We start from the raw sequence: 22,071 nt of genomic DNA on the forward strand, positions 1-22,071 counted from the left end.
GACAGCAGCGTGACCCCACGACGGCTCCTGGCGGAGCAAGTTGTCGCGTACGACCGTCCTACGGCCCGTCGTACGCACTTGCCCCCGCCCTGGAGGGTGGGGGAAGTCCGGCTGGTCCCCGAGCGAGGGCGCACGGAGACCAGCCGGACTCCCGGCACCAGGGGGTGCCGGTCGCGGGGGCAGAAGCAGACCGCCGCAGCGACCGCGAGCAGCCGAGCCCGAGCACGTCCCCCTTCCCCGAGCGCAAGCCGCGCCGCCGCCGCCGCAACCCGACCGAGCGCACCCGCAAGACGACCACCCGCCTCTCCGACGACGAGAAAGCCGAGATCGCCAACGCCGCTGCGCAGCGCAGCATCACCGTCGCCCGATTCCTCGCCGCCGCCGGCCTCGCCGCCGCCCGCGGTTCCACCACCCTGCACACCAACGAACAACTCGACGCCGCCATCGACGAGCTGGCCGCCCTGCGCACCGCCCTCTCCCGGATCGGCAACAACATCAACCAGATCGCCTACGTCCACAACGCCGGGGGCCAGCCTCGGCCCGGCGAACTCGAACACGCCCTCACGACCCTGACCCGCCTCCTCGCCCGCATCGACGACGCGGCCGACGCCCTCGTGAAGAGGCGACTCTGATGGTCCCCAAGATCCGACGTGGCTCGCGAACCCACGGCTTGCTCGTCTACCTGTACGGCCCCGGCAAACGCGACGAACACACTGACGCCCACCTCGTCGGAAGCTGGGACGGCTTCGCCCCCGACCCCGGACGGGACATCAGCCCCGACCCCGACCCCAAGGTCACCCTCGCCCGCCTCGCCGCAGCACTGGACCTGCGGGTCAAGCAGGCCGGCGACGGCGCTCCCGCTCAGCACGTCTGGCACTGCTCGGTCCGTACCGACCCCGGCGACCGACACCTGACCGACGCCGAATGGAACACCGTCGCCCGCCGCCTGGTCCACGCCGTCAACCTCGCCCCCGAAGGCGACCCGGACGGCTGCCGCTGGGTCGCCGTACGACATGCCGACGACCACATCCACATCCTGGCCACCATGGTCCGAGGCGACCTGCGCCGTCCGAGGATGAACTACGACTTCAAAAAGGCCCAAGCCGAATGTCGACGCATAGAGCGGGAGATGGGCCTGCGTCAGCTCCGGCCCGGCGACGGCACCGGTGCCAAGTCGCCCACCAGCGCTGAGCGTTTCAAGGCCGAGCGAACCGGGCGTCCCGATGCACCTCGCGAGAGTCTCCGTGAAGCTGTTCGCCAGGCCCTCGCCGGGGCGGCCACCGAGGAGGAGTTTTTCACCCGGCTCCGCGAGGCGGGCCTCCGTGTGAAGATCCGAAACGCCCCGTCCGGCGATGCCATTGGGTACAACGTCGCACTACCCGGCGACCGTAACCGCGAAGGCACGCCGATCTGGTACCCCGGATCCAAGCTGGCCCCTGACCTATCCCTCCCCAAGATCCGCCGGCGCTTGGCCGACGGCACCGCTGACCAGACGAAGCAACCGGGGGCGACCGGCGGCCGATCGGACTGGTCCCCGGCCGCCCGGGAACGACGCAACGCGACCGGCATCGCCGAACACGCCGCCGTCCTTCTCGACGGGGACGACAACGAAGCCGCAGCTCAACTAGTAGGGATTGGCGAACTCCTCGACGCGGTGGCCCAGACCTCCCCGGCCGCCACCCGCGCCGAGTTGGGTGCCGCCGCCCGCTCCTTCGAGCGTGCCACCCGCAGCCACGTCCGAGCGGAGCGTGCCGACACCCGGGCAATCCGCTCGGCGGCCCGGGGCATCATCCAGGCCGGCAGCGCCCTCGGCCGTGGCGAGGACGGTGGCACCACCGCCATGCTCCTCTCCACCCTGGTCCTGGTTACGCTGGCCGCCGCCCGCTGGCATTCCGCCCGGGGCCACGCTCAGCAGGCCCATGCCTCCCGACAGACTGCCGAGCATCTGCGAGCCGCCTACCGCCAGGCCGCTGCCACGCCCATGCAGGCACTGCGCGACCAAGGACGCATGCTGCCAGAAGCCGAACGTCGTACCCACCAGGCCACCATCCGCGCAGCACTGCCCGAAGCGGCGATGCGAGTGGACAGCTCATCAACGACGACCGATGCCCTGACCGCCACGCTTGCCCAGGTCGAGCAGGCAGGCCACGACCCGAAGACTCTTCTCCAGCAGGCCGTCGACATGCGCGAACTCGACACGGCCGACAACGTGAACGACGTGCTGGTCTGGCGGCTGCGCCGTCTCGCCCAGCTTCCTGCTCATCCAGGTGAAGCGACACGTCGCCCGCAGGCCGGTACCAGCCGGTCGAAAGCCTCGACCAATCGCAGCAACAACCGGGCGGCGCCCACGGCAGCAGCTCGCCCCACCGTCTCCGACCCGCGCAACCGCCCACCGCGCCGTTGACGAAGGTCCGGCGGGCCGGGTGATCGGCCCGCCGGCCTTCGAGAAACCCCTGGACAACCAACTCCAGCGGCTGTTACGGATGGAAACAGAAGCACCTCGACCGGGAGATGACGCTCGTGCTCAGAACCACCGACCGCCCCGCAGAGCCGGCCCCCGTACTTCCCGTCCTCCCTGCCGGCACCGACCCCCTGCTGCAACTCGAGTACGAGACGCAGCCGCCCAGCGGCCCCGGCGCGACACGCTGCCTCAGCCACCCGCGCGAACTGGCCCTCCGTGGTATCCCGGTGATGTGCACGGCCTGCCGCGCCCGGCGCGACTGGCTGCTCATCAACCACGGCCGACACGTCTGGGTCTGCTGCCGTTGCAGCAACCAGTGGCTCGAAGGCGAGATCAGCCGCGCCGACTTCGACGCCCTGATCGTCATTCCAGACGGAACGACCTATCCCAGCGTCGAGCAGGGTCTGGCCGCGCTCGGCTTCGACGGGGCGTTCGCCGGCACCTACCTGGATTAGTCGGGCGGAGTGCAGAACGCCGAGGAGCGCCACCGATACGTCGGTGGCGCTCCTCGGCGTGGGCGATGGTCAGCCGCGGTTTGCGCTCTTCGGCAGTGCTCCTCGGAAGTCGCAGCCGGGGCACTCGTCCTCGCCCTGGATGTGACCCTCGTACCACCCGTGGACTGCGGCGTGGAGGATCGCGTCCTCCACAGAGGCTTCGCCGTTGCGGACCGATGCGATGGCGTTACCGACGACCACCCGGAGCGCAGCGTTGTCAGGCGAAGGGAACGGTGGGGAGGGCATAGGAGAGTCCGTCATGCCCTGAGCCTAGGGGGCAACCAGCGTGTCATTCAGCGGAATCGGCGGTCGGGGGAAGCTCGCCGGAACGAGCCAGGCGGTGGATGCTGAGCTGGACAGCGGCGCGGCGAAGCCCAAGTTCGTTCGCCAAAGCGTAGATGGGGTGCTGGGGCCGTTCTCGTAGCCGGTGGAGTACGGCGCGATCGTTCGCGGCGTCCTGAGATCGGCGGAGCAGGTAGGTACCGGAGGCACCACCCGCCACGGCGAACAAGGCGATGCTGCAGACGCCGTAGTTGTGCTGCACAGCGGCGACGATGGCGGTGACCGCTCCAGCGGCGGCGACCAGGCAGGACCCAGCGAAGAGCTTGTTCACGATGCTCCTTGTCCAGAGGCCGCCGGAGCGGCACCAGAAGCCGATTCGCCATGGAGATCGCTGCGAAATCCCCGGCCGACCGGCTTCCAGTTCTGGAACGTGGCTGGTCTCCAGCGAGGCCGGTCCGGCACCGTGGCGTCGTCAGGCGCGGGAAGGCTGCCCCGGCTCTTGCGGTTACGGGCAGCCCCAACGCTGATGCCCAGGTGGGCGGCGACCTCGGGGTACCCCCAGAGTGGCTGGTCGTCGGCCATCGTGTCCTCCTCGTTCGTCGTTGATGAGCGTACGCAACACGCGGCTGGACGTACGGCAAGGCCGCCCCAGCCTGATCGGCGCGGGGCGGCCTTCTGCGGTTCGGTCAGACCTGGGCGATGCGATTCGAGAGGTCGATGGCGGCGGTTGCGACCGCGAGGGCGGCGCAGAGGCCGAGCACTTCGCGGAGGGTCGGGCGTACCAGGCGCGGCCAGTCGTCCGGGGCAGCAGGCCACGAGGCGAGATGTACCTCGCTGGTGGCCAGGCCCAGGTGGGCGGTGACGTCCCAGCCTGCGAGCGGGGCGGGCTCCCAGCGAAGGCGAATGCGGCCGAGGGGGAGTCTTGGGGTTTCGAGGGCGAGCCAGGTGATGTCGAGCGGCCCGTCGCACAGGGCGGAGACGCGCTGGACCAGTGCACCGCGCGTGCCGCTCGGCATGGGGCGTACAGCCAGGCTGTGAAGGGGAAGGGCCTGCGAAGGGTGGGATCGCGACGAGATAGTGGAGCCTCCGGGGCTTTATCGATGGGACAGGTCAGGCCCAGGCGAGGGCGTCGCTGACTGCAGCCGGGAGGTAATCCTCCTGGCCATCGTCGGCGATGAATGCCTTGCCGTCCCGGACGACGACCTCCGTCCCGAGATAGTGGGTGAAGGGGAAGTCCGGGTTGATGGCAAGGCGGATCGGCAGGCTGGGGTCAAGGTCCTGGAGCTGGCGAAGCAGGTGGCCGACGGTCAGATAGCTGGGCACGAGGTCCTCCGAAAGCGATGCGGAACGGCATGGTTGGTGTGATGAGTGAGCGTCAGGACACGTCGAGACGAAGCAGGTCGCGAAGGATTTTCGGGCCCTGGGTGTGGGTGGCGAGGTGCCGCTTCCTGCTCTCGTTGACGTAGCCCTTGCCGGACTGCTTCATGTCCCAGCCGCCGCATGAGCAGATGGCCTGCGTGTACGCGCGGCCGGGGCAGTCGGCGTGGAGCGGCTTGCCGGAACTCGTGTGCTTGTGGTCCGCCGGGCACAGAGTGCCGTCGGCGTGGTGGTTGGTGAGTGGGGCACGGAAGGCCATGGTGGGACGGCTCCTCGTAGAGGTGTGGGCGGGCGTCTAGAGCGATAGGTGTAGGGGCGCGCCGTCATTCGGCGAGGTCGCGCCGCCACTGGCGTGCTTCGGCGCGACGGGCGGCACGGCGGCGGATGGTCTTGGCGCGGCGGCCGTACTGACCGGGCAGGTAGTAGCAGGTGCAGCGCCGGGCGAAGGCACATTCACGGCGGTAGCCGGGTCGGGTGGCCAGGAGCATGCGCATGGACCGGAACCTCCTATGAGTCGGGTCGGGCCGGGACGAGCGCGGGGAACGGGGCGGGCCATCGTCGGCCCACCCCGTGGTTCGGTGGTTAGCGCGAGGAGTGGGCGACGAGGGCGGCGCGGAGTCCGGCGACGGCCTCGGAGGGGGTGTAGATGCCGAACTCCTGGACCCACACCTCGCCGTCCGCAGGCAACACCTGGACGCGCCAGACGATGTCGCGCACCCATGCGGAGGGGTCTTCGGGAAGCCAGCCGACGTAGACCCCGCCGTCCGGGCTGGTCATGTGGATGTTGGCCTCCGGGGTGGAGACGATCGTCCAGCCGAGGCCGTCGAGGAGGTCGATCACCGGGTCTGCGCGGTGGTCGGAGGAGAGCCAGGGACGGTCTTCCACAGCCGGGCGGGCGACGGCGGGAAGGAGGGTGGGGGAGGTGTTCTCGGTTGGACGGTCCCTTCGTTGACCTGCGGTTTTTCCCAACACCCGTACGTTGACATGCCGTGTCCCGAAGTACGTAGTCCTTTCCGGGAGAGCGGCGTCTGCCGTGGGCGAACTGGCGGCCGGGGGCGGGGGAACGCTGGCGCGGGGAATGGATCGGTCCGCGCAGTTGTCCTAGTTCGGTTGCGGCGACGTGCCGCACAGGATCGAAGGGGGAGCCGGGATGACGGAGCCGAGCAGACACTGGGACGGGGCCGGGCTGGAACGCAAGATCCGTGCCGCCGGGCGGCCCTGGACGGTGGGCGACATCGCGATGGTCGCTGACGGCCAGTGGGCTATCGGTGTCCAGCCCGACGGACGGCGAGACGACGACGCCTCGGTGGAGGATCGCATCGCGGACGGCCGTCGCGTCGAGTTGACGTTGGAGCACCTGGCCCGCGCGGTGGGCCCCCGTATCTGGGACGCCCACCGCGAAGAGGACCTCAGCTGACGATCAGCGGTGTGGCCCCAGCGCGGCCACCGACGGGCCGGAAGCGGCCGAAGGAGCGGGCTGATCGGGTGACTGGCCCAGGGCGCGCGGAGCGTGCCCCGAGCGGGCGACAGCGGCCTGGGCCAGCCGAGCTGCCGGGGACCTGTCCGCGGTCGCGGCGCATTCACGAGCTTCGATCACGTGGCTGATGGCCTGAAGAGAAGTCCGGCTCTCGGCTTGGGCGACGCGAAGGTCAGCCGCTGAGCCGGTGATCCGTTCCAGGTCGTAGAAGGCCGGCACCCGGCCGGGCCGGGTTAGGGCATGCAGACGGTCCTGGTGCACAGCCACGGCGTTATCGGTGATGACCAAGGACGAGCGGATGTGCACGACCGAGCGCAAGAGAGGGTCTTCGCTGGGGCTGCGGACCGCGATGGACTCCAGAGCTTCAATCGGGCGGCCCCAGGCTTCCTCGATCATGGCCGTGGCCTGATCGAGTGCGGTGGTGTCGGGCATGGTGGACTCCCGCGGAATGGCGTTTGGGCTGAGGGGCTGTCGCAAGAGGCCGAAGCCGGGGGGCAGTGGCTTTGGCGTGAGGGCGTCGGGGTGGAACGCGCCCGCGTGCACAGCGGGAAGGGCTGCTCGGAGCACGCGGGCGCCGTGGCAACGGGGAGGTGCGGTCGGCTCTCAGCGCCACCCGGATCACCGGCCCCGCGTGGGCGTCGACTGGGCGGTGACCGCTGCGGGCACCCGCGGTTGCGGCTGCGGCGCGTGGCTGAACAGGGCGCTCGGCGCGGCGGCGCTCCGGCGCAGGGCCGCTGCAGTTCGGACGTTGTCCGACCCCAGTGGGACGCCGGTGTGGGTTCGGGTGGCCGCCGCGACAGGGGTCTGCGGTGTCGAGCGAGGCCGCGTGGAGACGGGGTCACTCCAGTGCTCGACGGCTGTGTAGACGGGGCCCAGAGCCCGCCCGGCGTCGGTCAGGACGTACGGATCGCCGTGGCGGGGCCCGGTACGGGCGACCAGGCCGTCGGCCTGAAGCCGGTTGAGCCGCTGCCGGGTCCAGCCGTTGTCCAGGCCGGCCTCCTCAGCGATGTGGACGAACCGCATGGGGCCGCCCGCGTCGAGGACCTGGATCACGGCGGTCGAATCCCGCAGGTGCAGACGCCGTACGGCGTCCTCTACGCGTTCGGCGCCAGCTACTCGGCCGCCGAGCGAGAGGTTGGCCTGGGACCAGTCGGCAAGGGCGTGGTGCACCTGAGACAGCGATTCTCCGAAGGCGCTCAGCTGATACGGAGCCCCGTGACGGTCATCGACGCGGGTGACCAGTCCATCAGCGTGCATCTGGGCCAGCCGCTTGCCGACGAACTGCTCGCTGACGAAGGGAAGCCTGGCGGCGACGTCGCGTACCCGCATGGAACTGCTCTGCTGCGCCAGGGTCTGCACCGACCAGTTGGTCCACTTCGGTGCTATCAGGGAAAGCGCGTCCTCGACACGCTGGGCATCGACCGTGCCGATCGCGGTGGCGGAGGGCGAGGAGGTGGCGGACATCGGGTGAACTCCATTGACGCAAAGGGGATTTGAAGATCGGTGATCCGACCGTGCGGTCAGCGGAAGGCGCTCTCGGCTCGAAGCCTTTGGAGCACGACGCCGAGGCGGCGGTTGCTGACGTGGACACCGCGCTTGCGCAAGCCACGCCGCAGGGCCTCGCGGTTGAGGCGCTGCAGGCCGGCAGCGACCTCGCGGGCGATGTCCAGCAGCTCCCCAGCGTCAGGAGCAGGGGCGACTCGATGGGCCGACGATTGCCGAGGGGAACTCCGGTCCAGGAGAAGGCCGACATCCAGCAGGTCCCAGACCGCCTCCGCCTCGCTCTGTTCCTGGCGTTCGAGGTCGACGACTTCGGTCGCGTACAGGAGAACGAGATCCTCGAAGGCGGGCTCGCCGGAGCGGTGGCCCCTCCTGGCCGCTTCGAGGTTGCGGCGGGCTGACTGGGCATCGGCGCCGGTCTGCGCGAGCCCGTCGAGCCGTCGCAGCAGGATGGGCAGGACAGGGTCGTCGGACCGATCGGAGGCGACGCCGCGGTGCAGCTTCTCCAGCGAGCGGCCGTACCGGTGCTCGACTAGGCGGCGTGTGTAGATCGCGGTGGACATGGGGGCGCCCTTTCAACGGGTATCAGCGGGAACGGAGCGACTTGGCGGTCGGGTTTGTCGCAGGTGCGGGCGACGGGCCGACGTCCGAGCCGAAGATCGCTGCGACGCCGCTGCGGCTGAGAGCGGCGGATACGCGCGGTGTGGCCGTACGGATGTCGCGAAGCGCCCGCTCGCCCTGCGGTGTGAGCGAGAGGAGCTGCCCAGGCCGGTACAACTCCTCGCTGGTGTCCTGGGCCAGTAGTCCGTCGGCGACCAGCCGCTGAACGGTTTCGGGCCAGACCTCCGGGTCGGGGCGCTGGCCCGTCCCATCAGAGAGGTAGATGTAGCCGTAGATCGCGCTCTGGCGGACTCGCAGTTCGCCGGCCTCGACGGCTTCGAGTGCCCCGAGGCTGCGATCACCCGAGACGGCCCAATCATCGTCCCGGCCGGCACCGTGATCGTCGTCCAGCTCATGGGTCTTAACCGGCGTGACCTGAGAGCTGTTCGACTCGGTCAGGAGATGCCGGTAGGCGGACAGGGACTCGACGAGCTGGCTGTACGCCCGGTCTTGCTGCGCCAGAGCGTCTCCGACTTCGGGGAGTGCGGTCCGCAGCAGCGCGTACGACACCTGGGCGCGGCCGACTTCACCGCGACCGATGCCTTCGAGCAGCCGCTGAGCCCGCTGGACCGCGCCGAGCACGCTCTCGTGCCGCTTGTCCAACGCCGCTGCGGCTTCGATGACGCGCGTAGCGGCCTGGTGCAGCGGTTCCTCCGGACCAGGCGCGAGGGCGGGCACGCTGACATCCCCGACACCGAGCACTTCGACGACGAGATAAGGCCCAGGGTGTGTGTCCGCGTCGAACGGGTTCACTCCGCCGCCTCCATCCGCGCGAGCAGGGAGCGGACCAGGGTGGGCAGACTCTCGGGTCCGTCGCCGATCGAGACGTGGTCGGTCGCCTCGCCGAGTACGTATGCGGCGTCTTCCATCAGGCCGCTGGATATCTCCATGCAGGCGTCGGTGATCCGGGAGGCGGCGAGCAGGGACTCGGAGAGCACCTCGACGTAGTCGACCGGCGCGAGGCCGGCGGCCTCGGCCGCAGTGCGGATCGCCGCCAACTCCAGTGCGCTGAATCCGAAGTCGAACTCGGCGTTCTGCTCAACGCTGGCCCGTGCGACGAAGGCCGGGTCCGGCGGCTGCGTGGGGATACCGATGCGGGTGCAGATGCGGTCGACCGAGGCGGTCAGCTCCGCGAGGGACTCGGTGAGCCATCCCAGCGCCGATGCGTAGGAGGCCAGGGTGAACAGACCCGCTGGCGTGGTGGGGAGAGAATCGTCGGCCACGAAGCCTTCGAGTCGGTCGCTCAGCTCGCAGACGACCCGGGGCCCGGCGGACAGTGCTCCGAGTACGGGGTGCAGGTAAGACCTGCTTGCGGCCGTCGGGTACTCGGCAGTGAGGATGCCCGAGACGCTGTGCGCAACCTCGGTGAGGAGATCAGCCAGTTCAGTACGGGCCAGGGGGGTGCGGTCGGCGGTCATCGCTGGGGAGCCTTTCGAGGGGCGGCAGCCGCGGGTTGGACTGCTGCGGAAGGAGTTACTGGGACCGCAGTCGGCTGGTTGAACGCGCGGGGCGAGCGGGACCGGGCGGCATGCACACGGGCCTCGGAGGTGGAGGCGGTCTCGGGGGCCTGGTGGCGGCCGGTGCGCAGGTGCGCCGCGTGGTAGACCTCGTATTTCTTCCTGCTACCGGCGGCGACGAGATACACCTCGCGTTGGTGCGCCGAGGACGGCGGGGCGTCACGGAACTGGACGACCATCCGCCACTGCCGCTGCCCTGGCGCCGGGTCGATGTAGACCTTGTGGAACCCTTCGAGTCGGCCTTCGAGCCGCTTGGCACCCAGGTGGCCGTGTACGAGGTCCTGGAGCTGGAGCAGCGCGGTGTCGCGGACCTCGTCCGGGAGTTGGCGCAGGTCGGTCAAGGCGTCGGGATGTGCGGCGAAGGCGAAGCGAGCGCGACTCACAGCAGCCTCCCCTGGACCGGGCGCTGTGCTGGCCCCGTCGGTGGCGTACGGGAGGTGTCGAATCCCGCCCCCGACATCGCGGAGGTACCTGCCGACCGGGCGAGAGCGATGCGGGCGACACGGGCCCGGACGACGGTGCCGTTGCGATCGCTGTACTCCGGCGGTTCCGGGAGCGGCCCGCTGCGGTCGTCCAGCCAGGAGCGGGCGGCATCCTCATCGGCGAAGGCGCCCTCGCGCATCGTGTACGTGCCGGCGTCGAGGCCCACCTCTTCCTGGAAGACACGAATCGGAGCCTGACCACCACTGGAATCGTGGGCCAGGGTCCACGTTTCGCAGGGGTCGGAGTCCGAGGTGTGGGTATCGAGGACCTCGTAACGAGTCCCGGACCCCCGGATCTGCTGCTCGACCTGGAGAGTGAGGTCGTCGGCGGGCTTCGCGTAGTTGCCGACCAGAGCGATCCGGTCGGGCGGGCAACCGCGTTCGGCCAGCCAGTTCTGGGCGAAGGGCACTGTGGCGTGCTGGCTCGTCTCCAGGGTGAACGTGAACTGGCTGAGATCCCGCGCCACCGCGATGGCAACCACCTGTGGTGCGCCCGGGATCCCCCAAGTAACCGACCGATCATGGGCGACTACGAAGCTGTGCGAGCCGTTGGGAGAGGTGTGGTGGTGGGACAAAGCCGTAAGGTCACCGGACCAGAACCTCTCCGCCGCCTCCTCGGAGGCGGCATCGGAGGGCGCGAGCTCGTCAAGGTCGAAGTCGAAGTCGTCGTTCACGCCGCAACCTCCGACTGCGGCGCGGGGGTGGCTAGCACGCGGTGGTTGGGCCGCGTCGGACTCGTCGTACAGGCGGCAAAGGGACCGTCGGGAGCACGGAGGTGAACCAGCGTCTGGTCCAAGTGGTCGCGGTGCCACATGGAAGGACCGGATAGACCGGCCTCGGCGTCGGTGAGCTGCTGCCAGGCGAGCCAGAGAGCGTGCAGACGAGCGACGGCCTCCGGGTGTTCGTGCCACTGCTCGCACCACGGGCGGCTGGTGCTGATCTCCCGGCCGTACACCGGGAGGAAGAGGTAGTTCACCCAGTCGCTGAGCGCGGCGATTTCGATCGCGTACGCCTCGGCGCCCAGAGCGAGGATGAACACCGAAGCGGGGGCATCCTCCTGCGCGAAGTCGGCCAGAGCTGACGGAGCGCTGTCAGGCGGCGGAAGCTCGACGGAGGCGGGAGCGGGCTCGGAGCCCAGGCGGTCGAGGATGACGCCGTGCTGCCTCACCTCGGCCATCGTCTTGGCGAGGGTGCTGGCGAGATCGTCGAGGTCCCCGTCGGGTACGCGGAACGGCTCCGGGTCGGGGGCGGTCGTGCTGGTGTCGGACATGGGGGCGTGCTCCATCTGTGAGACGGCGACATGAGGAAGAGGATCCGGAGAAACCGCGATTTGGCCCGGCCGGGAAAACCCGGTAGTGGGGCGCTACGCCGTCGTGCAGCGAGGGCAGCGGGGGAAGGGCGGTGCAAGCAACTGCACTGCTCGGTGGGCCTGTTGGGGGACAACACCGTTGCCCAGAGCGGTGAGTTGAGCCGGTCGGCCGAGCCCCGGTGTGGCAGTGACCCAGCCGGGCTCCAGGCCCTGCATCCACTCCACGAAGTCGGCCCGAAGGCGTCCGGCCGCATCGGTGGGCGGCGGCGCGGGGCGGGTGAGCATCTCCCATCGGGCGATGGCGGCTGCGTACGACCCCCATCGCTGTTCGGCCCCCCGGACTCCGGAGCCGATTCCGTCCAGAGCGGCAGAACCACTGCCGACAGTGGTGGGCGCCACCCCTTGCCCGGTCGGCGTCCTGGCGTGCCCGTGTCGCTGGCCCGGGGGGTAGGCAGCAGCGACGCCGCCGCGCTCGGCAGGGTCATGTCCCCATTGCCGTGGCGCTGGTTGGGCGAGCCCTTGATTCCGTCCGACGCTTTCGGAGTAGGCAGGAGCCATTCCACCTCGTCGGCCAGGTTCGGGCCGTGTCCTCCGCTCTTCCTCTTGAAAGGGTGTTGCGAGCCGCCGTTCTTCGCGATGTTGCTGGTCGGCGTCTTGAACAGCGTGTTCGGCGGGCCAGGCGACGAGGAAAGTGCGCTCGCGCCGGTGCGGGGCTCCGACATCGGAGGCGCGAAGCACGAGCCACTTCGCGTCGTACCGGAGGTCGGCCAGGGATCCGAGTACGGCACCGAGTGCCCGCAGAGGAGGCTGACCTGGGGTGTCTCCCAGACACCACGGGCAGAATTCCACGTCGCCAGGGGAACCGGCGGGTGAGGTGAGGAGGCCGCGCACATTCTCGATCACAACTAGGCAAGGTCGGAGGGCTTCGACCGCACGGGCGACGTGCAGCCACAGCCCGGAGCGGGTCTGGGCGTTGAGTCCGGCCCGACGGCCGGCGACTGAGACGTCTTTGACAGGGGAAACCCGCCGTCAGGACGCACACCCGGGGCACGGCGGACCAGCCGACGGCCGTGATATCGCCCAGGTTCGGGACACCGGGCCAGTGGCGGGCCAGGATGCGCGAGGCGTTCGGATCGACCTCCGCGTGCCAGGCCAGCGTGCCGCCGAGCGCTGACTGGACGCCGAGGTCCAGCCCGCCGTACCCCGAACAGAGCGAGCCGATCAGCGGAGGGCCCGCGACGGTGGTCTGCATGTCATCGACCCCGAGCGATCCGGTCCGCAGGAGCTGCTGCTCCCGGGACGGCAGGCGAAGGGGAAGCGGATGCGAGACCCGCGGTCGCGGACCGGCTACGGGCTGCCTGCAGCCGCACGGACGGGGGCGAGACCGTCGCCGACGCCGCGTGAAGGGAATCGGCGGCTTCGCGTAGGGCTGTGTCCGCCGCGCCGAGTGCGTCATCCGTAACCCGCACCGCAGCCTCCCGCGCGTCCCGGGCATCGGGCTGGTCGCGAAGGTGCTCGGTCTGGTTCAGGAACGCAAGCTGGTGGGCCACTGCCCCGAGAGCGGATACCGCTTCGCCGAGGGGTCCAACGGCGGCTGCGAAGCGAGTGATGACCCGCGCACTACGGGACTCCTGGTCCTCGTCGACGGTACGGAAGAGGACCTCGTCACCCAAACCGGAGATCAAAGCGCCGAGTTCGGAGATCTGCCGGGCGACGGCGACACTGTTCGGCGAGCGGTGGGGGTCTCCGGGAATCGGGAGCTTGCCGCGCTGGGCATCGAACGCGGAGGCGGTGGCACGTAGGGCCAGGGCGTCGGAGACCGGGGTGTTGTTCATGGTGAATTCCAAGGGGAAGGACGAGTGACGTAACGGGGAAGGGTCAGCCGTGTCCGCGAGATGGCGGTCGCACGGCGGCCGGGCTGGGAGCGGTGCCAGGCCGTGCCGAGGATGGCGAGGCTGGGCGCGGTGCGCTGCGGGCGAGCGCCGCATGCACCTGCGCAGGGGGCGGTCCGGTCGGCGAGCGAGCCGGGGCCCCTGGCGACGGTGAGGGGCTGCCGTTCGCCGCCTGCCAGCGAGCACGCACTTCATGGAGAGCACCGAGCGCGTGCAACGCGTGATTGATGAGCCGCCCGGGGGCCAGAGCCTCGTTCTCCGCCAGGGCCCGGATGGTCCGCGCAGAGGTCGCCGCCGTGCGGGTGACCGACGAGCGCATCACCAACTCGCCGAGCCATTCGGCGCTGCCTGGACCCACGCCGTCGCAGATGGCGACGAGCTGATCGCTGGACAGCGTCCCGTCGGCCAGAAGCCCACGCCGCTGGGCTTCCCAGAGCAAGGTGACCCGATCGATGGGTTCACCCCGGTGGTGCAGCGCGCCGAGGCAGCGGTAGAGCTGCCCGTGAGCGGGGTCGGCAAAATCGCCGGGCCGCAGCCAGCCGGCAACCTCGTCCATGGCCCTCGGCTGCTCAGCGAGGAGGGCCAGAAGGAACCGCTCGTCCTCGGCGACTTGGTCGGCCCGAACCGGCGGTGGCACGGCCGGGGCGGTGGCCGGCGGAGCGGTCGGTGCGACCGGGCGTGGTTCTGTACCCCAGCGCTGAGCGAGATCGCTGAGCACGCCGGTAAGGACGTCCGCGTAGTGCAGGGCTCCCTCGACTTCGCCCTGCAGGGCGTCGGCACGGGCCGCTTGGTGAAGACGGATCGCGTGTTCCGTGATGCTGCGATGGATCGCGCCCTCCAGCACCATGCGGCCGTACACGGGAGCGTGCGCGGGACGTGGGCAGGCCGAGATCAGGGAGTGGGCGTACATCGCGGTCAGCCCCCGTACGTGGTGGCCGGCCTCGTTGACTGCATCAGTTACCCAGGAGAGCGGTACGGACTCTTCGGCCAGGGCGGGGTGGCCGTCGTCCCGGAGCTTGCGCAACGCGGCGAACAGCGCCCTGTGAATCGGCCGGTAGAAGTGATCCGGCGCGAGCCAGCCAAGGTGCGAGAGCTGATCCGGGTCGAGCAGCACGGAACCAAGTACTGCCTGCTCCGCACGGAGCAGCGGCGTCACCGCGCACCCTCGATCCAGACAACGGACGGCGTGAGGCGTTGCTCGTCGAGCCGGGCGACGGCCTGGTCGGCGGCGGCCGTCAAGGTGACGAAGCCATCCAGCGTTCGGCTGAACTCCCCATCAGTGATGGGGACGGAGCCGACGCCGCCGCGCAGGCACCAGACGTCCTGTCGACGCAGGGCGGCCGAGCCAGCCAGCTCGACGTCGGCCGGGGGCTGAGGTGTCGGGTGATGGAAGGAAGACATGGGTGGTCCTGATCGCAGATAAGGGCGGAAAGGTTTCAGCTCGCGAGGTCAAGGTCGTCCCTGACCGGGGTGCCGGAGCGGCAGGACCAGGGTGAGCAGCCCTCGACGTCGCCGTTCTCCAGTTCCGTGTCCGCTATGGCGTCGAAGAGGTCGCCCTGGCGGCGGGACCACTCGTGCGCGGTGACGCGGTCGATGGGCGCCTGGTCGAGTGGCCGGCGGGAGCGGTGCAGGTACGCCTGACCGAGCAACGGGTTGCCTTCGGCGGTCGCCCTGGCGTTGCCCGAGCGGATCGCGGCGTCGAAGGCGACGACGTCCTCCCATTCGTCGGGGGAGTCGTCCCGCAGCGACCTCCACTGGGCGTTGCCGTGATACGGGCATCCCAGACATGCGCTCCGGGGAGTCGACGCGAGGCCGCGCGAGCGCAGCAGCCGCAGACAGTCCGCTCGGGAGAAGTTCTGCTCGATCAGGGGAAACCGGTTCTTCATGTAGGCGACGTCGGCGTCCTTCGCCCGGTGGAATTCATCTACCGAGATGCCGATCCACTGCTCGACAAAGATCCCGGCGGGGATCCGCCGCGGATGCGGGTAGCCGAGCAGCTCGCGCACCTTCTCCTTGATGGGCCGGAGTTTGTACTGACCAGTGCACTGCCTACGCGACATCCCCTCAGTCCCTGCTGGGTTGAGGATGTGCAGCGGCATGGAAGCGAACCGCTTGGCCGGGTCCAGGGCGTCGGAGCGGATGTTGCCCGAAGACACCCGCAGGATCGGTATCCCGGCCGGCGCGGCGATCTCCCGTTCGATCCTGTCGAGGTGCTCGTAGACCGCGCGCGGCTCCCAGCCGGTGTCGGCGAAGACGGCCACGTCCAGTCCGGGCAGGTGCCCTTCGGCCGCCACCGACTGCGGTGCTGAAGAGTCGGGGACGCGAACCCCGGTTCGGATGCCACTCCCACGGGAGGCGTTCTGCGCCGACGACGGTGGGAACGCTCAGCGAGGGCGATGTCGCACGGTGCGGGTCAGCCGCAGGGCGCACTGTGGAGGACTTACAACGCGTGTGTCGGCCCTAGTTGTCGGCATCGGTGGTCCCTCCGGTGGCCAGCCGGTGGCCGGACGCCTTTGGACGGGGTAGTACGAGGGAGCACACGTCAACCAGTCGCACGTACTCTGATCAGGCGAAACGTCATTCGGCGGTACGACCAGGCACCAGGCAGCATGAACGCTCACGGTCTCGTAATGCGTAGGTCTCGGGTTCGAATCCCGAAAGCGGCTCAGTCAAACCCCAGGTCACATAGCCCGTGACCTGGGGTTTTCTGTTGCTCGGGGCATGACGAGGTACGCGGCCGGGTTGCCGTGACTTTGCTTGCGTGAGCGATGCGTGAGCGGAGCCGCTCGGGGACCTACTTCTTGGGCACCCGGCGCTTGGCCTTCTTGTACGCCTTGGCCTGGACTTTCGCCTTGTTTGTCGGCTTGCGCCCCTTGGTCTTGCCGGAGTTCTCGGCTGTGGCCTTCTTGGCCTTCTCCTTCTTCGCCGCCTTGCGTGCGGCCTTTTCCGCCTCGGCCTTGCGCTGGAGGGGGACGAGCTTCGCGGTGGCCTCGGCGGCGCTCTTGCCGACGTGGGGGAGGACGCTCTGGTAGATGTCCCGCGTGATGCGGGTGTCGCTGTGCCCAAGGGTGTCCGACACGATCTTGATGTCGATGTCGGCGGCGAGCATGAGGGTGGCCGCGCCGTGGCGCAGATCGTGCAGGCGGATCGGCGGGAGACCGGAGGCGGCGACGAGGCGCTCGAAGAGGTCGGTCACCTTGCCGGGGTGGAGCCAGGAGCCGTCTTCCTGAGTGAAGACGTGGCCGGTCTCGATCCAGGCTGTACCCCATTCTTCTCGGGCCGTTTCCTGCCGTTCGCGGTGGTGCTTCAGGACGTCGACGGTGTCGTCGTCAAGGGCGACCACGCGGGAGCCGCTGTCGGTCTTGGGGTCGGACGCTTCCACCTCCCAGCCGTCCTGGACGAGTTGAGAGGAGACGGTGAGGAAGTGGGTGTCGAGGTTCGTCTCCGACCACGGCTGGCCGCACGCCTCGCCTCGGCGCAGGCCGCGGAACGCGATCAGGTGCCACATCGCGTACAGCCGGTCCTCGGCGACGAAGTCGAGGAAGGCACCGGTTTGTTCCGGCGTCCAGACCATCACGGGCGACGGCTTCTCGCCCGTCTGCTCCCATTTGGCGACCCGCTCGTCCGTCCACACGAGCGCCTTCGGCTTGCGCACGGGGTCTATCTCGACATGGGCGGCCGAGTTGAACGTAATGATCTGCTGCCCGATCGCGTCGTTCAGGGCGGCCCGGAGGGTGGCCTTGACGTGCAGCCGCGTGGCAGGGCCGGTGACGCGCCGAAAGGGCGGCATCTCGTCGATCGCGGCTTTCATGGCCTTGCGACGAGCCCGGTTCCCGACGCCCTTCCACGGCACCGTCGCAAGCTCGTCGAGAGCGGCTCGCCGCTGGGCGTTGTCCTCCAGGATCTGGGCGTTCGCCTCGCGAATGTCGGTGAACATTTCGCTGAGGTGGCTGACGCGCAGCCGGTCCAGGCGCCGGCTGCCGATGCGCGGCTTCAGATGGACGCGAATATCGGTCTCGTAGCGGTTGAGGCCGGACTTGCGTATGCGCTTGCCGGCCAACCACCGGTCGAGCCATTCGGCGACGGTCAGGCTGCCTATGAGGTCCTGACCGGAGTTGAGGCGCCGCCGCGTCTCCTCGACCTCGGGCAGAGATGACCGCTCGCGACTGACCTCGGCCAGCATCTCGGCGATGAGTTCGGTGCCCTCGGGGTCGTCCGAGTCGGCGAGCCCGAGCAGGGCGCGCACGTGGTCGAGGTCGGCCTGGGCGGCCTTGAGACTCGCGTACCCGCCACGGGCGAAGGATCGGCGGCTGCCATCCTCGCGGGGTGAGAGCTCCTGGCGTACGGAGTAGGTGCAGTGGTTCCTGCTGTTGCGCTTGGGGCAGGAGGTGCCGAGTTCCTTGCCGGTCTTCGGGTCGCGGCAGGAGCAGCGGCGGTAGGTGGAGCCCTTCAAAGATCATTCTCCTCGCTCGTTTCGGGATCGCTCCCGGATGAGTCGATTACGTCGGCCAGGTCGGGCCACAGGAACGGGGGCGTGACGCCCTCTTCCTCGATGAAGGCGCGAACTCTGCGCAGGCGGTCTTCGGCGTCGTCGGCCGTCTCGGCGGCGCGGGCCTGGGAGCGGAGGGCCTCGGCCTTCCGGTCGGCATTCGGGGCGGTCTGGGCGTGGTAGCGCGCGTACTCCTCGTCGTGTCGCGCACTTCGCAGCCGCTCCTGGGCGGCGTGATGGGCTCGGAAGTAGCGGAGCATGTCGTCGTCCGCGCCGAGATCGGTCTCCTCTCCTGTGAACCAGCGCAGCGCATCCAGAGTGGAAGTGGAGTCCTGGAGCGGGAGCCGCTGCACGTCCTCGATGTAGCCCACGGGATAGAGGAGGCAGATGGGTGGGGTGTTCAGGGCTTCGGCCAGCACCATGACGTCGACCAAGGGCAGGTTGGAGCGGCGTCCGGACTCCATGTTGGCGATGACGTTGCGGGGGATCGGATGGCCGATCTCCGCGCATCTGTCGGCCAAGTCCTGTGCGCTCCAACCCAGTTCCTTCCGCCGTCTGCGGACCTCGGCGGCCACGGTGGCCATGACCTGGTCCACCCACTCCGGGACGTCGTCCTCGTCGTCGGCCTTGCTCAATCCATGGTGACTTCGACGTTGTGTCATGCAGACACATTAGCTCGCTTAGCGTTGATTCCAAGACCTGGAGACGGACGCGGAGGCCGCGTTCGCCGTGGGCTCAGTCATGGATGGAGTGCGCATGCGCCAGAACGAAGACGCCGGAGGGGCGAAGGGGATGAGTCGCGAGGAGCTTCTGAGGCTCCCGGTGGCCGTTGACCTGGAGACGGGTAACCGCGCGCTGGGGCTCGGCCGGAGCAAGGGCTACGAGTTGGCCAAGCGCGGCCAGTACCCGTGCAAGGTGCTCAGGCTCGGGAACACCTACCGGGTGGTGACGGCAGACCTGCTGGCCTTGCTGGGGCTGGCCGCATGAGGCACGTGATGCGCCGTAGGCGCTTCTGCGCTGAGCTGACACAGAAACGCTGGACTGTGGCACGGCGTGGACGTACTGTCCGTGGTCGCTCGCGGTACCGAGACCCCCGCGAGAAGAGGGAGAGCCTCCGACGGTGCAACGCCGGAGGCCCCAGGACTCCCCAGCAATCCCGTGAGATCCGACCCGGCGGCAAGGGCGTGCAAGCCCGCAGCCGCCAGACGAGGAGCCGCCCAGTGCAACCCGAGAACCCTGACCCCTATTCCACCCCCGCCCGAGCGGCCTGGCCCGCCACAGCCATCCCCGGCCAGCCCGGCGCTCATCTGGGTCCGGCCCAGGCCGCCTATGCCACAGCGGAGATGCACGATGGTCCGGCTGACGGCAGCGAGGCGGACCCGGCAAGGAGCCTGGAGACCATCCCCGACGCGGAGCCGACGCCAGGCTCGGAACTGCTGGATGAACTACGTTCCCAGATAGCTCAGTTCGTGATTCCACCCTCTCCCGAGGCGCTGGACGCGACCACCCTCTGGGTGGCGGCGACGCAGCTCCAGCCCGCCTGGCAGCACGCACCTCGGCTGGCAGTGGTGGGACCTGCGAAACGGTGCGGGAAGTCGCGGCTCCTGGACGTTCTGACCGAGACGGTCCACGAGCCGATGCTCACCATCAACACCACACCAGCGGCCATCTTCCGCTCGATCAACGAGGAGGAGCCACCGACGCTGCTGGTGGACGAGGCCGACACCATCTTCGGCCCCAAGGTCGCGGAGAAGAACGAGGAGACACGCGGCCTCCTCAACGCCGGCCACCAGCGCGGCCGGTACGTCACCCGGGTCGTCGGCAACGACCACACCCCGCACAAGTTCGCCACCTTCGCCATGGCGGCCATCGCGGGCATCGGTGACCTGCCGGACACCGTCATGGATCGATCCGTCGTCATCCGCATGCGCCGCAGGGCCGAGGGCGAGAAGGTCAAACCCTTCCGCTCGCGACGCGACATCCCGGCCCTGCACGAACTGCGCGACCGTATCCGCGCCTGGACCCTCCCGCTACTGGAGGACGCTGCGAGCCTGGAGCCGGAGATGCCGGTCGAGGACCGAGCTGCCGACACCTGGGAGCCCCTGGTGATTATCGCGGACCTGGCCGGCGGCCGCTGGCCACGGCTCGCGCGGATCGCGTGCGCCCGGATGGTCGCCGCCGAGGTGGCAGCCGAGGAAGACCACCCGAGTGGCGCGCGCATCCTCGCTGACATCCGACGAGTCTTCTTCGCGCAGCGGGAGGCGGACAGCCTCTCCACCGAAGACCTCCTGCACCACCTGAACGCGGACGCCGAAGCCCCGTGGGGAGAGCGTGGACGCCACGGCCTGACCTCCCGGGAGCTCAGCGGGATGCTGCGCGACTACGACATCCGGCCAGGCAACGTACGCATGGCCGACCGGGCTCAGCGCAAGGGCTACACGCGCAACAAGTTCCTTGACGCCTGGCGGCGGTACTGCCCCACCATCCACCCGGTCGAATCCCCCCGAGGCGAGGTCTGAGCCCCGCCCCGAGGCTGCCGTCCTTGCCGTCCCTGCCGTGATCTCGCAGGTCAGAGCGCGTATCGGCAAGACGGCAGCAGAGGGCAAGACGGCACACCAGATGTCTCCTCCACGCGGGTAGTTCGCCTGTCGGGAGACACCGCCCGCATCCGTCTTGCCGCGTCCCAGGCGTCCTTGCCGTATCGCCGCTGGTCAGAGCCTCGCTTGCCGGGACGGCTGCCGCGACGCAGCCGTCCCGGCATGGGCAAGCCACCTCTGGACCGGAGCCGAATCGAAGCCGCCGCTTCCCTGTTCCGGACCGGGACAAGACGCTGGCGCTGCTCGCCGAGACGGCATGTCCAAATCGCTGCCGTCCCGCGCTGACCTGCACCTGCAACGGCTGAGACGGCCAAGACGCCCCACACCACCACCCCCAGGAGTTTCCCGCTTGACCGCCCCGGACCTCACCACGCAAGCACCACAGCCACGAGACGACGCCCGCGACGAAGGCCAGCCGAAGAGGCGGACTGACGCCGAGCAGCTCGCGCTCGGCGCGGCCGGCATCGTCATCGTCGCCCTGACAGCCGGAGCGTTCTGGCTCTCCTACGCACACCTCGCCGACGTCGCCGGCCAACACGGGCTCGGAGCAACCCCGATCCGCCGCTGGGCCTGGCCCGCCACGCTGGACGCGTTCATCGTCGCGGGCGAACTGCTCATGCTGCGTGCGGCGCTGCGCCGTACAACCGACCCCTGGGCGATCGCCGTGACCGCTGCCGGATCAGTCGGCTCCATCGCGTTGAACGTCGCCGGAGTGAGCGGCACCGACAACGCGCGCAGCGTCCCGCTCCTCGACTACGTGGTCGCAGCCGTTCCTCCGGCCGCCGCGATGGTCGCCTTCGGTGTCCTGATGCGACAGATCCATCAGCTCGTCGCACCGTCCGGCGACTCCTCGGTCATCGGTTCCGTACAGGCTCAGGGCCGGTCGGTCGGCGACCTCAGCCACAGCCTCCGGTCGGATGCCGCTCTCGATGGTGCGCAACCCCTCGGTGCCGAGCGGACGGAACCCGCGTCCCAGCCATCGGAGAGTAAACCGAGCGGCGGTCGGCCGCCGAAGGCGACCATCGCGGAGCTGGCGGATATCGGCAGGGCCACTGGTCACCAGCACGGCAAACTCACGCGCGGCCTGCTCCGAGCAGCCGTCAAGGACCGAGACCTGGCGATCGGCAGTGAGCGGCAGACCGAGGTGATGGAACTGCTTCGGCCGGAACTGGAAGCCGCCGGTATCGAGGTCTCCAAGCGCTGACACCGGGCTTGCTCGGGTGACCGGAACCCTTCCGGTCACCCGAGCACCGGCAAACCGGCCTGCGGATTTCCACACCTGTGGACGACGCGATGGCCTTGCCGCGCAGACGCCTCCGCCTCACTCGCCGAGTCCCACCTGGAGTATCCGCCTTGTCACACAACCAGCACCTGCCTGACGACACCCACGCCGAGCCGCCTGCGCCGCCGCAGTCCCCTCCGCTGCTCGCACGGCTGAGGCGGGCGTTCGGAAGGACGGCCCTCGGCGGAGGAACAGACCCTGGCGGGGGGACGGCCCCTGGCGGAGCCAGTAGTACCCCGAGTCCGACTCAAG

Annotated in this window: 28 protein-coding genes and 1 pseudogene; 7 read left to right on the forward strand and 22 right to left on the reverse strand. The window is 69.5% G+C overall.

The features are described 5' to 3' along the window. The first annotated feature begins 164 nt into the window (after positions 1-164). The 3 genes from mobC (at position 165) to ABZ861_RS22970 (ending at position 2,916) form a co-directional block, all read left to right on the forward strand. Positions 165-632, forward strand: a complete 468-nt coding sequence (mobC, locus tag ABZ861_RS22960; RefSeq protein ID WP_361632978.1) for a plasmid mobilization relaxosome protein MobC — start codon at positions 165-167, stop codon at positions 630-632. After that, the gene (locus tag ABZ861_RS22965; protein ID WP_361632980.1) at positions 632-2,404 is read left to right on the forward strand and encodes a relaxase/mobilization nuclease domain-containing protein; all 1,773 of its coding nucleotides are present in this window, start codon (positions 632-634) and stop codon (positions 2,402-2,404) included. The genes mobC and ABZ861_RS22965 overlap by 1 nt, the downstream gene beginning before the upstream one ends. A gap of 107 nt (positions 2,405-2,511) precedes the next feature. Continuing rightward, positions 2,512-2,916, forward strand: a complete 405-nt coding sequence (locus tag ABZ861_RS22970; protein WP_361632982.1) for a hypothetical protein — start codon at positions 2,512-2,514, stop codon at positions 2,914-2,916. Positions 2,917-3,244: 328 nt separating this feature from the next. Here ABZ861_RS22970 and ABZ861_RS22975 read toward each other — a convergent pair whose 3' ends face one another. The 6 genes from ABZ861_RS22975 to ABZ861_RS23000 form a co-directional block, all read right to left on the reverse strand. Then, positions 3,245-3,568 carry a hypothetical protein gene (locus ABZ861_RS22975; protein WP_361632984.1) on the reverse strand — a complete coding sequence of 108 codons (324 nt, stop codon included), beginning with the start codon at positions 3,566-3,568 and terminating at the stop codon, positions 3,245-3,247. A 355-nt stretch (positions 3,569-3,923) separates the two neighbouring features. Further along, the gene (locus ABZ861_RS22980; RefSeq protein ID WP_361632986.1) at positions 3,924-4,253 is read right to left on the reverse strand and encodes an esterase; all 330 of its coding nucleotides are present in this window, start codon (positions 4,251-4,253) and stop codon (positions 3,924-3,926) included. 94 nt (positions 4,254-4,347) lie between these two features. Continuing rightward, complete coding sequence (locus tag ABZ861_RS22985; protein WP_361632988.1) at positions 4,348-4,560, reverse strand: hypothetical protein; 213 nt, start codon at positions 4,558-4,560, stop codon at positions 4,348-4,350. Positions 4,561-4,612: 52 nt separating this feature from the next. Next, a complete protein-coding gene (locus tag ABZ861_RS22990) occupies positions 4,613-4,873 on the reverse strand; it encodes a hypothetical protein (RefSeq protein ID WP_361632990.1) in 261 nt (86 codons plus the stop codon). A gap of 64 nt (positions 4,874-4,937) precedes the next feature. Beyond that, positions 4,938-5,108 (reverse strand): hypothetical protein, encoded by a 171-nt coding sequence (locus tag ABZ861_RS22995; protein ID WP_361632992.1) that lies wholly within the window; start codon positions 5,106-5,108, stop codon positions 4,938-4,940. Between the two features lie 88 nt (positions 5,109-5,196). Next, positions 5,197-5,499, reverse strand: coding sequence for a DUF317 domain-containing protein (locus ABZ861_RS23000; RefSeq protein WP_361632994.1), 303 nt, complete (start codon positions 5,497-5,499; stop codon positions 5,197-5,199). 265 nt (positions 5,500-5,764) lie between these two features. Between ABZ861_RS23000 and ABZ861_RS23005 the strand changes: the two genes are divergently transcribed. Beyond that, on the forward strand, positions 5,765-6,031 hold the full coding sequence (locus tag ABZ861_RS23005) for a hypothetical protein (RefSeq protein WP_361632996.1): 267 nt from the start codon (positions 5,765-5,767) through the stop codon (positions 6,029-6,031). A 3-nt stretch (positions 6,032-6,034) separates the two neighbouring features. Here ABZ861_RS23005 and ABZ861_RS23010 read toward each other — a convergent pair whose 3' ends face one another. The 16 genes and pseudogenes from ABZ861_RS23010 to ABZ861_RS23085 all read right to left on the reverse strand — a co-directional run bounded on the left by ABZ861_RS23010 (position 6,035) and on the right by ABZ861_RS23085 (position 18,602). Continuing rightward, positions 6,035-6,523, reverse strand: a complete 489-nt coding sequence (locus ABZ861_RS23010) for a hypothetical protein (RefSeq protein ID WP_361632998.1) — start codon at positions 6,521-6,523, stop codon at positions 6,035-6,037. A 186-nt stretch (positions 6,524-6,709) separates the two neighbouring features. Then, positions 6,710-7,555: a winged helix-turn-helix transcriptional regulator gene (locus ABZ861_RS23015; RefSeq protein ID WP_361633000.1), complete on the reverse strand. Its 846-nt coding sequence runs from the start codon at positions 7,553-7,555 to the stop codon at positions 6,710-6,712. A gap of 56 nt (positions 7,556-7,611) precedes the next feature. Next, positions 7,612-8,154, reverse strand: coding sequence for a hypothetical protein (locus tag ABZ861_RS23020; RefSeq protein ID WP_361633002.1), 543 nt, complete (start codon positions 8,152-8,154; stop codon positions 7,612-7,614). Positions 8,155-8,176: 22 nt separating this feature from the next. Further along, a complete protein-coding gene (locus ABZ861_RS23025; protein WP_361633004.1) occupies positions 8,177-9,004 on the reverse strand; it encodes a large ATP-binding protein in 828 nt (275 codons plus the stop codon). Then, a complete protein-coding gene (locus ABZ861_RS23030) occupies positions 9,001-9,669 on the reverse strand; it encodes a hypothetical protein (protein WP_361633006.1) in 669 nt (222 codons plus the stop codon). Before ABZ861_RS23030 ends, ABZ861_RS23025 begins: the two co-directional genes overlap by 4 nt. Beyond that, on the reverse strand, positions 9,666-10,151 hold the full coding sequence (locus ABZ861_RS23035) for a hypothetical protein (protein ID WP_361633008.1): 486 nt from the start codon (positions 10,149-10,151) through the stop codon (positions 9,666-9,668). The genes ABZ861_RS23030 and ABZ861_RS23035 overlap by 4 nt, the downstream gene beginning before the upstream one ends. Further along, positions 10,148-10,924, reverse strand: coding sequence for a glycosyl hydrolase (locus tag ABZ861_RS23040; protein ID WP_361633010.1), 777 nt, complete (start codon positions 10,922-10,924; stop codon positions 10,148-10,150). Before ABZ861_RS23040 ends, ABZ861_RS23035 begins: the two co-directional genes overlap by 4 nt. Next, the gene (locus ABZ861_RS23045; RefSeq protein WP_361633012.1) at positions 10,921-11,520 is read right to left on the reverse strand and encodes a DUF4913 domain-containing protein; all 600 of its coding nucleotides are present in this window, start codon (positions 11,518-11,520) and stop codon (positions 10,921-10,923) included. Before ABZ861_RS23045 ends, ABZ861_RS23040 begins: the two co-directional genes overlap by 4 nt. A gap of 93 nt (positions 11,521-11,613) precedes the next feature. Then, a complete protein-coding gene (locus tag ABZ861_RS23050; RefSeq protein WP_361633200.1) occupies positions 11,614-12,513 on the reverse strand; it encodes a DNA cytosine methyltransferase in 900 nt (299 codons plus the stop codon). A 115-nt stretch (positions 12,514-12,628) separates the two neighbouring features. Further along, positions 12,629-12,811: pseudogene (locus ABZ861_RS23055) on the reverse strand (DNA methyltransferase); the annotation flags it as partial. 1 nt (position 12,812) lies between these two features. Continuing rightward, positions 12,813-13,394: a hypothetical protein gene (locus ABZ861_RS23060; RefSeq protein WP_361633014.1), complete on the reverse strand. Its 582-nt coding sequence runs from the start codon at positions 13,392-13,394 to the stop codon at positions 12,813-12,815. A gap of 43 nt (positions 13,395-13,437) precedes the next feature. Then, positions 13,438-14,607, reverse strand: a complete 1,170-nt coding sequence (locus tag ABZ861_RS23065) for a DnaB-like helicase N-terminal domain-containing protein (protein WP_361633016.1) — start codon at positions 14,605-14,607, stop codon at positions 13,438-13,440. Continuing rightward, positions 14,604-14,852 carry a hypothetical protein gene (locus ABZ861_RS23070; protein ID WP_361633018.1) on the reverse strand — a complete coding sequence of 83 codons (249 nt, stop codon included), beginning with the start codon at positions 14,850-14,852 and terminating at the stop codon, positions 14,604-14,606. The genes ABZ861_RS23065 and ABZ861_RS23070 overlap by 4 nt, the downstream gene beginning before the upstream one ends. 35 nt (positions 14,853-14,887) lie before the next feature. Further along, complete coding sequence (locus ABZ861_RS23075) at positions 14,888-15,745, reverse strand: hypothetical protein (protein ID WP_361633020.1); 858 nt, start codon at positions 15,743-15,745, stop codon at positions 14,888-14,890. Positions 15,746-16,245: 500 nt separating this feature from the next. Beyond that, positions 16,246-17,904: a tyrosine-type recombinase/integrase gene (locus tag ABZ861_RS23080; protein WP_361633022.1), complete on the reverse strand. Its 1,659-nt coding sequence runs from the start codon at positions 17,902-17,904 to the stop codon at positions 16,246-16,248. Continuing rightward, positions 17,901-18,602 (reverse strand): helix-turn-helix transcriptional regulator, encoded by a 702-nt coding sequence (locus tag ABZ861_RS23085; protein WP_361633024.1) that lies wholly within the window; start codon positions 18,600-18,602, stop codon positions 17,901-17,903. Before ABZ861_RS23085 ends, ABZ861_RS23080 begins: the two co-directional genes overlap by 4 nt. A 94-nt stretch (positions 18,603-18,696) precedes the next feature. Here ABZ861_RS23085 and ABZ861_RS23090 point away from each other — a divergent pair, with 94 nt between their 5' ends. The 3 genes from ABZ861_RS23090 (at position 18,697) to ABZ861_RS23100 (ending at position 21,741) form a co-directional block, all read left to right on the forward strand. Continuing rightward, a complete protein-coding gene (locus ABZ861_RS23090) occupies positions 18,697-18,927 on the forward strand; it encodes a hypothetical protein (protein ID WP_361633026.1) in 231 nt (76 codons plus the stop codon). 233 nt (positions 18,928-19,160) lie between these two features. Then, positions 19,161-20,459 carry a DUF3631 domain-containing protein gene (locus ABZ861_RS23095; RefSeq protein ID WP_361633028.1) on the forward strand — a complete coding sequence of 433 codons (1,299 nt, stop codon included), beginning with the start codon at positions 19,161-19,163 and terminating at the stop codon, positions 20,457-20,459. Positions 20,460-20,886: 427 nt separating this feature from the next. Next, positions 20,887-21,741: a DUF2637 domain-containing protein gene (locus tag ABZ861_RS23100; RefSeq protein WP_361633030.1), complete on the forward strand. Its 855-nt coding sequence runs from the start codon at positions 20,887-20,889 to the stop codon at positions 21,739-21,741. Positions 21,742-22,071: the final 330 nt, after the last annotated feature.

This window comes from Streptomyces sp. NPDC046985 (assembly GCF_040644415.1).
Lineage (GTDB): Bacteria > Actinomycetota > Actinomycetes > Streptomycetales > Streptomycetaceae > Streptomyces.

Coding starts and splice junctions, on each gene's coding strand:
- ABZ861_RS22965 (WP_361632980.1), top strand. CDS start 632: ATGGTCCCCAAGATCCGACGTGGCTCGCGAACCCACGGCTTGCTCGTC.
- ABZ861_RS22970 (WP_361632982.1), top strand. CDS start 2,512: ATGACGCTCGTGCTCAGAACCACCGACCGCCCCGCAGAGCCGGCCCCC.
- ABZ861_RS22980 (WP_361632986.1), bottom strand. CDS start 4,253: ATGCCGAGCGGCACGCGCGGTGCACTGGTCCAGCGCGTCTCCGCCCTG.
- ABZ861_RS22990 (WP_361632990.1), bottom strand. CDS start 4,873: ATGGCCTTCCGTGCCCCACTCACCAACCACCACGCCGACGGCACTCTG.
- ABZ861_RS22995 (WP_361632992.1), bottom strand. CDS start 5,108: ATGCGCATGCTCCTGGCCACCCGACCCGGCTACCGCCGTGAATGTGCC.
- ABZ861_RS23005 (WP_361632996.1), top strand. CDS start 5,765: ATGACGGAGCCGAGCAGACACTGGGACGGGGCCGGGCTGGAACGCAAG.
- ABZ861_RS23010 (WP_361632998.1), bottom strand. CDS start 6,523: ATGCCCGACACCACCGCACTCGATCAGGCCACGGCCATGATCGAGGAA.
- ABZ861_RS23015 (WP_361633000.1), bottom strand. CDS start 7,555: ATGTCCGCCACCTCCTCGCCCTCCGCCACCGCGATCGGCACGGTCGAT.
- ABZ861_RS23020 (WP_361633002.1), bottom strand. CDS start 8,154: ATGTCCACCGCGATCTACACACGCCGCCTAGTCGAGCACCGGTACGGC.
- ABZ861_RS23030 (WP_361633006.1), bottom strand. CDS start 9,669: ATGACCGCCGACCGCACCCCCCTGGCCCGTACTGAACTGGCTGATCTC.
- ABZ861_RS23045 (WP_361633012.1), bottom strand. CDS start 11,520: ATGTCCGACACCAGCACGACCGCCCCCGACCCGGAGCCGTTCCGCGTA.
- ABZ861_RS23060 (WP_361633014.1), bottom strand. CDS start 13,394: ATGAACAACACCCCGGTCTCCGACGCCCTGGCCCTACGTGCCACCGCC.
- ABZ861_RS23070 (WP_361633018.1), bottom strand. CDS start 14,852: ATGTCTTCCTTCCATCACCCGACACCTCAGCCCCCGGCCGACGTCGAG.
- ABZ861_RS23085 (WP_361633024.1), bottom strand. CDS start 18,602: ATGACACAACGTCGAAGTCACCATGGATTGAGCAAGGCCGACGACGAG.
- ABZ861_RS23090 (WP_361633026.1), top strand. CDS start 18,697: ATGCGCCAGAACGAAGACGCCGGAGGGGCGAAGGGGATGAGTCGCGAG.